The sequence below is a fragment of the Phytoactinopolyspora endophytica genome, from assembly GCF_004138495.1.
Classification (GTDB): Bacteria; Actinomycetota; Actinomycetes; order Jiangellales; family Jiangellaceae; genus Phytoactinopolyspora; species Phytoactinopolyspora endophytica.
This window is the reverse complement of the sequence record NZ_ML142850.1, coordinates 109,118-119,931: the sequence shown is the minus strand read 5'-3', so window position 1 is coordinate 119,931 and position 10,814 is coordinate 109,118. Positions and strand designations below refer to the sequence as shown.

Here is a 10,814-nt window from a genome sequence, read left to right as displayed (position 1 = left end):
CCGACGGTGTAGGCGATCATCAACACGAGCAGCGGGAGCTGTCCGAGGACAGCCCGACGTGGTGGGAAGAGCCGCACGGCGCGGTCGTGTGCCGCGACGACACCGACGACGTGGCCGGTGACGACCGCCAGCACCTGCACGAGAGCGATCGTGCCCGGCGTCACCAGAGCGAAATCGACCTGTCGGTCGGCCGTTCCAAGCAGGTTCGCTCCCGTGCCTAACGGATCGGAGGCCAAGATGATGGTGCGCTGGCCCTCGAAGAGGAACAACGAGAAGTAATGCGCGATGAGATAGCCCACCGCGATGGGCACGATGGAGTGGGCGAACGCCGTCGGCAGTCGTCGGTGACCTGCCGCGCCCGTCCTGCCCGCAGCGGACACACCGAGACCGAACGCGCCGGCCACCAGCAGAATTGCGCCGGAAAACCCGAGCGCGCCGAGTACGGTCGGGGAGAGGGACGACGTCTGCATGGCTTGGACCCAAACCGGGGCGTTGGAGAAACTGTCGTAGGCCGTGGAGCCGAGTAATACGGCGACCACGGCGACGAGACCGGGCTCCAGACGCACTCCGTCTAGCCCGTCGAGCGGATTGCGCAGCACCAGGCGGCCGTCGTCGCGGCGGCCGAGTGGGGCGAGCCGGCCGATGAGCGCCGAGTAGGCCTCGAAAGCATCCGCCCGGTCGAACCAGCCTGAGCCGAAGGTCAGCGCGCCCAGCAGCTGAACGACCCCGTAGGTGGTGAACCACAGCAGCAGCGTCGCCGAGGCTGTGCGGTCGGGCGCGACGAGCTCCATCCACGTGAAGGCCAGGAGTCCGGCCGCCGCGGGCCAGTAGCCGAGCCACGGGGGGTAGGTTCGTATCCCTTGCTCGGGCCGGATCCCAACCAGGGCTGCCAAGCCCTGATGGACCGTTCGCAGCGGGTTGAGCAACCGCCAAACCGGGCCGAACAGCAGCGAGGCCGGTACCAGCCCGACCCAGAACACGACATAGACGAACCCGGCGGTCGGGTTGGTCGGATCGTCGGGCCCGAAGATGGCGGCGACGGCGACGAAGGCTGCCGCCGCGAGGCCGGCGACGCGCAGGGTGGCCCTGGTGACGGCGCTGTCCGCGATCTGCTGAAGCGTGACCGGAATCGGCTGGCCGGCGGAGTCTCCCGTCAGGCGGGAGCGTCGCCAGAGCACGGCCATGGCGACGAACGACAGCCCGACCGCGATCGCCGCGCCGGCCACGGCGAACGAGAGCGGGATCGGGAGGTCCTGGCGTCCCCCGACGCCGTGGGCGAATACCTCTGTCGTGTGCATTGCGTCGAGACGGTTACTCGACCACGAGTTGGGTCAGCAGGAGACCTGAGTCATGCGTCTCGACCTCGAATAGGCCAGGTTGGTCGGCGACGAATTCCAGCACGGCCGGGTCGGAAGGGCCCACGTTGGCTTCGATGTCGTAGCCGTGGACGTGGATCGTGTCGGGTTGGTCGCTGGTCACCTCGATCCGCGCTGTGTCGCCGAGCGCGACGGGCGTCCGTCCAGGAGATGGCGACACCTCACCGCCGGAGATGCCGATCTGCACGCTCACGTCCGTGTCAGGCGCCGCATCGGACGGCGGGGCCGATGTCTCGTCCGACGGCTCGTGCGTATCAGACGGCGACGGGTCGCCAGAGTCTGCGGGCGGATCGCCGTCCTCATGGTCGCTGTGGTCGTGTTGATGCCCGGAGCCGTCGTCACCTGTGGAGGCGATGGTGGTCTCGGCCGACACCGCCGCGCCATCGACGGCCCAGGCGGTGTGGTCATTGGCATTCAGCTGGACCATCAAGGTGTGCTCGCCTTCCGGCACCGCCGAAGCCGGCAGGTGATACCACGCCCCGTACAGGCGGGCGATCTTCTCTCCGTCGAGATAGAGATGAGCATGCCCCTCGGTTGGGCGTGCCTCCTCACCGGCACGTTCCGGCGCGAATGTGAAATGCTCCGCGTCGAGATAGATGTTCCACCCGGACGCGGGATCCTCGGTCACCTCCATCGTCACGCCCGGGGCCTCCTGGCCGGGTGCTTCCCGCAGCTGGTGTCCATCGGCCGACGTCTCCTCCAAGAGCCGTCCGGCCGATCCGTTGCTCTGTCCGGCCTCGGAGGTGTTGTCGACCGGGGCACTGGGGTCGTCCGCTCCGCTTGCACAGGCGGCCAGTGCGGTTGCGGCCGCCAGAGTGGCCAGGACGGCTCGACGGACACCACGTCGAGAGTGGGCACGCATCGCGATCGTTCTCCAGTCCTGACGTAGGCATCACTACACCTAAAGAACTTAGGTCTTTGGGTAGAGTATCGGAGAGCCAACCACCCGTCGCATGGAGGTCTCGAGGTGTCGTCTCGATCGTCGAAAGAGCCGAAGGGCCGCGCCCAGCAGCGGCTCGGCTCGAGAGAACGTGTGGCGGCGATGCGCCGCGAAGAAGAGCAACGCGACCGCCGCCAGCGCCGGCTCATCGTGGCCGCGACCGGCTTCGTACTGGCGCTTACCGTCGGCGGAGTTGCGTGGGGGATCATCAACGAGCGCGACGACCCGGAGCCGGACACCCCGTTGCCGACGGTCGTGGCCGACGGGCGTGAGACCGAGCCGCCGTGGTCGTTGCCCGCGGACCCGGTGCCGTTGGCGGAGAACGCCGGACTGCAGGTTGAGCCGATGGAGGGTACGGCCGCACACTTTCACGCCCACCTCGACGTGATCGTCAACGGTGAGCCGGTCGTGCTTCCGGCGAACCTCGGCATCCATCCCGCGGGCACCGCCATGTCCGAGCTGCACACACACGACGAGCGCGGGGTGCTGCACGTTGAGGCACCGGAGCGGGGCGCCCGGTACACCCTGGGCCAGGTGTTCGCTCAATGGGACGTCCGTCTGGACGAGGACGGTATCGGCGGACTCGAGGCGGACGAGTCCAACACGCTGCGCGCCTACGTCGACGGCAAGCTTGTCAGTGGAGATCCGGCCGACATCGAGCTCCTGTCACATCGCCAGATCGCGCTCGTCTACGGCCCACCCGACGAGGACGTCGACGTTCCCGACAGCTTCGATTTCGCCGAGGGCGAGTAAGTCAGCAATGAGCGTTGCCTCCCAAGGCCATCGCCGTGTGCTGCGAAAGGCAGGCCTCCCCCTGGCCGTGGCAGCGCTGAGGCTGCTGGCCGTGCCGGCCGGCGTCGTGGCGGGCATGGTGATTCTGGCCCAGCCGGCCGCGGCGCATCCGACGCTGGTCACGACGCTGCCGGAGGCCGGCTACAGCATCACCGCGCCCCCGGAGGAGATCGGCCTGGTCTTCGACGAGCGTGTCACCGTGCACGAGATCAGCGTGGAAGGCCAGGCGCGCGGTGACGTAGAGACGAGCGAGCCGCGGGTGTCCGAGGACGGCACGAGGATCACCGTTGAGCCCGGCTCGCCGTTGGCCGAGGGCCGCTACACGGTGTATTGGGAGGTCGCCGGTATTGATGGGCATGACGTGTCCGGCACCTTCGGCTTCGGCGTCGGGGATGTCACCGCTCCTACGGCTGATCCGTCCGTTGCTCAGACACCTGGGCTTGGGCCGGCGGCCATGCTGCGTTGGGGGCTGTTCGTCGCTCTCGCGCTGGCTTTCGGCGGTCTGGTTGGTGATGCGCTGGCCCGCCGCCGTGCGGGGATGGCTCGTCCCGACCAGGCCCTGGACACGCCACGGCCGTGGCTGTTGCAGGGCAGCCTGCTCGGCGTCGTCGCCAGCTTTGGCCTCGCTGTGCATTCACTCGGCCGTGGAGACATCCTCGACGGGATTGTGAACGGTTCACCGGGAGATCTGATCGAGTCGTCCGCGGGCCGTCTCATCCTTGTAGAGCTTGCCGCATTCACGGTGACGGCGATCCTCGCTGCGGCGGGTCCGTTCCGCCGGGTCATGGCGCTTGCGCTGATGGTCGTCATCGTTGCGGAAGGGCTGCGCAGCCATGTTCAGACCGAGGCGCCGCCGTGGGGGTCGGCCACGATCATGGTGCATCTGGCCGCGGTGACGATCTGGGTCGGAGCGTTGTTCCATGTTGTACGCACTGCGTGGCGCTGGCGACGATGGGCCGGCCAGGCGCGTGCGCTGTTCGTCGAGTACGGTCTGCTGGCGCTGCTCTTGTACGGCGTCGTCGTCACCACCGGCACCACCGCCGCTATTATCATGCTGCCTGCCCTCGACTCCCTGTGGTCGACCACGTATGGGCAGATCCTGCTGGTCAAGCTCGCCCTGGTCGCCGTCGTGACGGGATTGGCTCTCGCAGCTCGGCGCAGGCTTCGTCGCCCCCGTGCGGCCCCCGCCGTTATGAGGCTCACCCGGGTCGAGTGGCCGGCCCTGATCGCGGTGCTCGCGGCCAGCGGCCTGCTCAGCTCCGCGGCGCCACCTGTCGACGCGACCGAGGGACTGGCCTACCCTCCACCGGCGCGCGGGGCGACTGTACGTCTGGGGACTCTGGCCGGGCATGTCACCACCGGCATCGTCGCCAGCGAAGGGCAGCTTGAGCTCCGCCTACGGCTGCCCGAGTGGGATCCCAAAGTCGGGCACGACTTCGATGTCAGCGGCACCGTGACCGGTCCCGGCGGGGACGAGGCCACCCTGGACCTGCGACCGTGCGGGTCCGGCTGTTTCGTCAGCCCTGCCCGGTGGGGAGTCGGCGCCAACACGGTCGAGCTTGACGTGCAGGCCGAAGGCTGGACCGGCGATGAGGCCACGTTCGAGGTCCCCTGGCCGGCCCGGGATGCCCAAGAGATCTTCGATCAGATGCTGGACACCATGGACGACGAGCCCGAGTTCACCTTCGTCGAGTCCGTCAGCAGTGACTCCACCGCACCGCCCGGTTTCCGTAGCGACGGCATGCGCACCGACGGCGCCGACTTCATCGACCTACAGCCCTATCGCTCCGGTGTGATCAACGCCCCGACCATCCTCAACGACGACGATGACACCACCGAGATCGGCTTCGCGATCAGCGCGGAGAGTATCTACGTCCGGCAAACACTCGCCCCGGACGGGCGGCTGCTGCAGGAGACCCTCGTCTCACCGAACCACCTGATCGAACGCACCTACAGCTACGAATAGGGGAGGCACGCCGTGGCGCCGTAGGCGGCCACGGCCGCCTTCGGAGCGCTCCTAGGACTGCTGGTGCACCGGCTCGAGCGCGGATGATGCGGCCGCATCATCGACCGTGATCGACGGTCCCGAACGCAACGCCGTCCGTCTGCCCGAAGAGGTCGTTGATCGTGCTGGCGGTTGCGGCCCGGCGGATCCAGGTCCGTAGCTGGTCGTGGTCGGTGCATTCGGTGATGCGGGCGCGCGCTTCATCGGGGACGTCGATGCCACGGGCCGCTAGAATTTCTAGGATCGCTTCGGCTCGGCCCTCGTCGCGGCCTTCTTCGCGGCCTTCTTCGCGGCCTTCTTCGCGGCCTTGGAGGCGCAGCTGGGAGGGGTAGTGATAGGTGAGTTTCGACATGAGATCCCTCCAGATGTTGCGTGCGGCCGTGTCTCCCAATCCTATCTCGGTGAACTCGGCCCAGTACCCTGCTACAGATTCGTCGTCGATGGCGTCGAGTGCGTCGGCCAGTGTCCTGAGGACGTCGCCGGCGTTGTCGTCAAGGCGGTGGGTGAGAGCGGAGAACACCGTCCACACGACGTCGTCGGCAGCTTGGTCGGCATCGAGGATGGCGGGAACGTTGTCCGGTCCGAGCACCCATGGGTAGGTGACTTGTGACGGGTGGCCGGGCAATCCGACACGGATGGGGTCGCGAGCCCACGTAGCGGTGGCGGTGTCTGGGCAGACCACCAGTAGCGTCACGGGATGCTTGTATCTGGTGTACAGGTAGGCGAGATAGTAGGGCCAGCTGTATCGCTTGCTTTCGTCGTCGCGAGTCTGGGACTCGATGATGAGGATGTGCGGTTGCTCGTCGGTCTCGACGAGCAGGATGGTGTCCGCGTGCCGGGCGATCGCCTTGATCTCGGTGAGGTCGGGTGTCAGGACTGATACCGCGCGAGGCGTGGGAAAGTCGACGCCGAGAATTCTCTTGAAAGCGCGGCTGAACAGGGTGTTGTCGTCCTGGAAGATCCGGTGCAGCGCCTCGTGCGCGGTAGTGATCACGCCGACACTCTAGTCACGTTGTCACCGCGATACAAGAAGCAAGTGGCAGCAACTGAGCGCGATATATCGCTAATTGCCGCGATGTGGCGCCGTATCGTGTTAGACAGACCTCACCGCGCAAGCTGTATCCGACCAGCGCGTCGATGACGACGTGATTGCGGTGGTTCGGGCAGCGCCTCGGTCATCATTGAGCTGCCTCCGCGTCAGGCTCGAGCGCAACGGTGTCGATGACCACCTCAGAGCGGAGAGTCCGGTGCACCGGGCATTTGTCGGCGATCTCGAGGAGCTTGGCGCGCTGCTCGTCGCTGAGGTCGCCGTCGAGCTCGATCTCGCGGGTGATGCGGTCGAGCATGCCGGATGTCGTCTCGCAGTTCTCGCAGTCCCCGGCGTGGATCCGGCTGTGCCGCAGCGTCACGGTGGTCGAGCGCAGCGGCCAGTTCTTTCGCTGTGCGTACATGCGGATCGTCATCGACGTGCATGTACCGAGCGAGGCGAGCAACAGGCCGTACGGGGTCGGGCCGAGATCATCGCCGCCGACGGCGGGTGGCTCGTCGGCGATGAGCAGGTGCGAGCCGGCCTGGACCCGTTGGGTGAAGGTGCCGGTGCCGGTCTCGGCGACGATCACCGTGCCGGGCTCGTTCTGCGCGTCGTCCGTGGGCTTCGGCGTGGCGGGCAGGTATCGGTCGGCCCAGGCGGCGATGACGGTGGCGGCGTAGGCCGCGTCGGCGCGGTTGCTCAGAAGATGGTCGGCGTCGTCGAGGCTGACGAAGGATTTCGGGTGGCGCGCGGTGTCGAAGATCCGGCGTGCGTGATCGACGGCGACGATGTTGTCACCAGGCGCGTGCAACACGAGGAGGGGCCGGTTCAAGGTGGCGATCCGGTCCGTCTGCGGTTGGCTGGAGATGTCATCGAGGAACTCCCTGCGTACGCGGAACGGTCGGCCCGCCAGCTGCACCGTGGCTTGGCCGGCGGATTCGATCTCCGGTCGGTCCGCGGCGAACAGGTCGACCACGTGCGCCGGGTCTGCGGGAGCTCCGATCGTCGCGACCGCGCGCACCTCGGGGATCTGCTCGGCCGCGGCAAGCACGGCGGCCCCACCGAGGGAATGCCCCACCAGCAGGCTCGGCGCGGCCAAGGTGATGCGCAGGTGATCCGCGGCACGGACGAGATCGGCGGTGTTCGAGCTGAACGTGGCGTTGGCGAACTCGCCGTCGGACTCTCCCAGTCCGGTGAAGTCGAAACGCAGCACGGCGATCCCGAGTTCGGTCAGCGCATGCGAGATCCTCGAGGCCGCCACGACGTCCTTGCCGCATGTGAAGCAGTGAGCGAATAGTGCCGCCGCTCGCGGCTGGCTGGCCGGCAGTTCGAGCCGGCCAGCCAGCGCTTCGCCTCCGGTCCCTGCGAACGTCACTTTCCGGCTCTTCGCCATCGCCTGCCCCTTCGTTGTCTGTTTCGGGCTCATCGGGAGCCGAAAAGTGTGCTACGCACCCGCTGCCACGCAGTCTGCGCCGGAGGGTGCACCGCTGTCACGGCTTGTGACTGATCGGTGTCCAGTGCGGCTTGCCGGAGCGCGGCCTTCACTGCGTCGATGTGCGGGTTGACCATGGCCTGACCCGCGACGACGACCGTCGGCACGGTCTCGTTGCCGTCGGTTACGGATCGTACGAACGCGGCGGCCCGGGGATCCTGCCAGATGTCGATCCTTCGAGCGGTCAAACCCGCACGGTCGAGCTTGCACCTCAGCGAGGCGCAAGTGACACGGTGCCCGGATAGGTACCGGAGTCTACCGACATCATCGAGGTCATGGCCGAGAGAATGTCGGTAGATTCCGCAGTCCAGGGAACCCTGGCGAGCCCTCAGGTCGCCTGATCAGCGGGCGGGAAGTGTCAGCGAGGTGACAGGGTGCGCATATCCGTTCCGCGGCAGGCGTTGGGCAGCGTGAGATGAATCAGAAGCGAAGCGTGACATGTGAACGAGAGACGAGAGGTAGAGGCGATGCGGCATTTTGATCTGGTCGTGGTCGGCACCGGTTCGGGGAACTCGGTGCTGGACGAACGGTTCGCCGGATGGGACGTGGCGTTGGTGGAGCGGGCGCGGTTCGGAGGTACGTGCCTGAACGTCGGGTGCATCCCGACGAAGATGTTCGTGCACACCGCGGACGTCGCGGCGACACCGGGGAAGGCGGCCCGGCTGGGCGTGGACGAGACGTTGGACGGGGTGCGCTGGCCGGATGTCCGGGACCGGATCTTCGGCCGGATCGATCCGATAGCCGACGCCGGCGAGGAGTACCGAATCGCCCATGAGGACAACCGCAACGTGACGGTCTACCGGGGCGACGCCGTCTTCACCGGGCACAAGCAGCTGACGATCAGCCCGAACGATGGTGGAGAGCCGGAGACGATCACCGCTGAGCGCATCGTGCTCGCAGCGGGCGGGCGTCCCGTGGTGCCGGATATCGAAGGACTGGCAGGTCTGACGTATTTCACCAGCGACACGGTGATGCGGCTGGACACGTTGCCGAGGCGGATGACGATCGTCGGCGGCGGTTTCGTGGCCGCGGAGTTCGCGCACGTGTTCAGCTCATTCGGTGTGGAGGTGACCATCGTCGCCCGCTCCGGCGCCATGTTGCGTGCGGAGGACGCCGACGTCTCCGCCCGTTTCACGGAGCTCGCGCAGCAGCGGTGGGACGTACGGTTGCACAGCAAGGTGGTCCGAGCCGAACAGATCGGAGCGGCCACGCGGCTGCACCTGGAAGGGCCCAGCGGTGCCGAAGTGGTCGAGAGCGATGTGCTGCTGTTCGCGACGGGCCGTCGCCCGAACACCGATCAGCTCGAGGTCTCGGCTACGGGACTCATCACGCACGAGACCGGCTATCTGGTGGTCGACGAGTACCAGCAGACGAACGTCGATGGGATCTGGGCGTTGGGAGACATCTCCTCGCCGTGGACGCTGAAGCACGTGGCCAACCACGAGCAGCGCGTGGTCCAGCACAACCTGTTGCACCCGGACGAGCCGGTCGCGAGCGACCATCGGTTCGTGCCGCACGCGGTGTTCAGCTCCCCACAGATCGCCTCCGTCGGGCTGACCGAGCGCCATGCCGAGGACCGGGGTCTCGACTTCGTCGTGTCCACGCACGACTACGCCGACATCGCCTACGGCTGGGCCATGGAGGACACCACCGGCTTCGCCAAGCTGATCGCGGACCCGGACACGGGGCAGCTGCTCGGTGCGCACATCCTCGGTCCGCAAGCGTCCACGCTGATCCAGCCGTTGATCCAGGCGATGAGCTTCGGCCTGGACGCCCGCCGGATGGCGCGCGGGCAGTACTGGATACACCCGGCGCTGCCGGAGCTCGTCGAGAACGCACTGCTCAAGCTCCCTCTGAAATGAGTATTGACGCCAAGGACCTGCGCGAACGTTCGGTCTGGATGGGCGGGGCGGACGTTCGGTCTGGACGAGCGCGCATCGGAACACATGACTGATGTTCTGGGAGCGATCGTCACGCTTCCTCGTCATCGGGACGGTTCGTCTTGCGTCGTCGCACGCGGGCGAACGTCACGCCGGCGCCGGTCAGCGCCACCAACCCGCCTGCGGCAAGGAGGAACTGCCACGACGCTGGCCGTGTGCCGTAGGCGCCGAGCGCGACGTAGGTGATCGTGCCCGGCACGATGCCGACGGCGGTGGCCAGGAGGTACGCGGGAAACCGCACCATGGTGAGGCCGCTGCCGTAGTTGACCGCCGTGAACGGCAGCACCGGTATGAGCCGGGCCCCTAGGACCGCCAGCACACCGTGCCGGTCCACAAGCCGGTCGAGGCGGTGTAGGTGGCGCCCGGCCAGCCGCGCCACTCCATCGCGGCCGAGTAGCCGCCCGACCCAGAACGAAACACCGGCGCCGACCATCGCCGCAGTCCAGACCAGCAGCACGCCGACGGGGAGTCCGAAGACCAACCCGGCGGCGATCGACAGGATGTTCTTCGGCACCAACAGCATGGTGGCCACGACATAGCCGGCGGCGAAGCCTATAGGCCCCCAGACGCCCGCCTCGTCGAGCCAGGAGGAGATGTCGCGCTCGTCGAGCCCGGGGACGAAGATCCACAGCGCCAGTCCGCACACCACGAGAACCCCGAGACCGGCCAGCCGCAACCAGACCGCCGGCGGGGCTTGACGTGCGGCTGGGACGGGATCGCCCTGTCCCATCGTCGCCTCCGTCCCGGTGTTCAGACTTCGCCTGTAGGGGGTGGTGTGGCTTCCGCCTCGCATACGGAAGCCATGGAGCCGTCCGTCGTGTTCCGTCTTCGTGGTGACGAGACGGAGATATATGGTCCATCATCCCGCGGCGACTCTTCTGGCGCTCACAGCGTGGTCGACCCGGCGGCTCGGATGAGGGGTCCGACGGCGATACCACGGGTTCGACCAGTGGACGGCGAACGAACCGTCGCGCGGTCTAGAGGGTGCCGATTGGTCGTGCCCGAGGAACTCCGAAGGCCGGTTCATCGGCGACGTGCTGAGAACGGGCACATCATCCGTGTGCGCTAGCGGGAACTGACGACGAGCGCGTACCCGTTGAACCGAAGGCCAGCAGATCCGAAGTGTGGAGGACCGCTAGATGTACGCCTGGGTATGGCGGCTGATTCCGGGACCATGGCCGATCCGGCTGCTTGTCTTCCTCGCGCTGATCGCCGCGGTCGTGTACGGGCTGTTCATCT

General features: G+C 67.2%; 9 protein-coding genes. 3 read left to right on the top strand and 6 right to left on the bottom strand.

Translation table 11 applies throughout. The features are described from left to right. Window positions 1–1,298 (bottom strand): hypothetical protein (locus ELR45_RS03885; protein WP_129664194.1); only part of this gene is annotated, 1,298 nt, incomplete at its 3' end. Window positions 1,299–1,311: 13 nt separating this feature from the next. Continuing rightward, window positions 1,312–2,238, bottom strand: coding sequence for a cupredoxin domain-containing protein (locus ELR45_RS03880; protein ID WP_205855855.1), 927 nt, complete (start codon window positions 2,236–2,238; stop codon window positions 1,312–1,314). 105 nt (window positions 2,239–2,343) lie between these two features. Here ELR45_RS03880 and ELR45_RS03875 point away from each other — a divergent pair, with 105 nt between their 5' ends. Next, window positions 2,344–3,069, top strand: coding sequence for a hypothetical protein (locus ELR45_RS03875; RefSeq protein ID WP_205855854.1), 726 nt, complete (start codon window positions 2,344–2,346; stop codon window positions 3,067–3,069). A gap of 37 nt (window positions 3,070–3,106) precedes the next feature. Next, window positions 3,107–5,074: a copper resistance CopC/CopD family protein gene (locus ELR45_RS03870; protein WP_165367454.1), complete on the top strand. Its 1,968-nt coding sequence runs from the start codon at window positions 3,107–3,109 to the stop codon at window positions 5,072–5,074. Between the two features lie 97 nt (window positions 5,075–5,171). On the opposite strand, the gene ELR45_RS03865 is transcribed toward ELR45_RS03870, so the two are convergent. The 3 genes from ELR45_RS03865 to ELR45_RS36800 form a co-directional block, all read right to left on the bottom strand. Beyond that, the gene (locus ELR45_RS03865; RefSeq protein ID WP_129663627.1) at window positions 5,172–6,107 is read right to left on the bottom strand and encodes a hypothetical protein; all 936 of its coding nucleotides are present in this window, start codon (window positions 6,105–6,107) and stop codon (window positions 5,172–5,174) included. Window positions 6,108–6,291: 184 nt separating this feature from the next. Continuing rightward, entirely contained in the window at window positions 6,292–7,536 is a 1,245-nt protein-coding gene (locus ELR45_RS03860) for a bifunctional alpha/beta hydrolase/OsmC family protein (protein WP_129663625.1), read from the bottom strand. 29 nt (window positions 7,537–7,565) lie between these two features. Beyond that, entirely contained in the window at window positions 7,566–7,850 is a 285-nt protein-coding gene (locus tag ELR45_RS36800) for a thioredoxin domain-containing protein (RefSeq protein ID WP_338069579.1), read from the bottom strand. A 252-nt stretch (window positions 7,851–8,102) separates the two neighbouring features. Between ELR45_RS36800 and ELR45_RS03850 the strand changes: the two genes are divergently transcribed. Next, window positions 8,103–9,497 (top strand): mycothione reductase, encoded by a 1,395-nt coding sequence (locus tag ELR45_RS03850; RefSeq protein ID WP_129663623.1) that lies wholly within the window; start codon window positions 8,103–8,105, stop codon window positions 9,495–9,497. 109 nt (window positions 9,498–9,606) lie between these two features. Here the strand turns inward: ELR45_RS03850 and ELR45_RS03845 are convergent, their stop codons facing one another. Further along, window positions 9,607–10,305 carry a TVP38/TMEM64 family protein gene (locus tag ELR45_RS03845; protein WP_129663621.1) on the bottom strand — a complete coding sequence of 233 codons (699 nt, stop codon included), beginning with the start codon at window positions 10,303–10,305 and terminating at the stop codon, window positions 9,607–9,609. Between the last annotated feature and the right edge of the window lie 509 nt (window positions 10,306–10,814).